The organism is Nocardioides sp. R-C-SC26 (assembly GCF_021246465.1).
Classification (GTDB): Bacteria; Actinomycetota; Actinomycetes; order Propionibacteriales; family Nocardioidaceae; genus Nocardioides.
Genome location: NZ_JAHRHK010000073.1, coordinates 1 through 318, shown reverse-complemented (window position 1 = coordinate 318; position 318 = coordinate 1). Strand labels below are relative to the sequence as shown.

Genomic DNA, 318 nt, shown 5'->3' with positions numbered 1-318 from the left:
ACAGCATCCACGGCGTCGCCCTGTGCGGGGCCCTCGGGCGCGCGGGGGAGCGCACCCTGGGGCACCTGGGGCGTACCGACCTGCGCCCGTCGAGGATGGCCGGCGACCTCTTCGCCGCGCCGAGGTTCGCCCCCTGCGTACTCGCCACCGAAGTGGTGCGCGCCGGTCCGCGCATCTGTCTGATCGACGTCCAGCTCACCCAGGCGGGCAAGCGGGTCGCGCGCGCCAGCGTGCAGTTCCTCAAGCCCACCGAGCCCGCGACGGGAGCGGTGTGGGCCCCGGAGGAGCGACCCGCCGCGCCCCCGATCGAGATCGTGC

General features: G+C 75.5%; 1 protein-coding gene. It reads left to right on the top strand.

Annotated elements, in window-relative coordinates:
• A partial coding sequence (locus KSO97_RS17490) for an acyl-CoA thioesterase domain-containing protein (RefSeq protein ID WP_232682006.1) occupies nt 1–318 on the top strand: 318 nt, incomplete at both ends.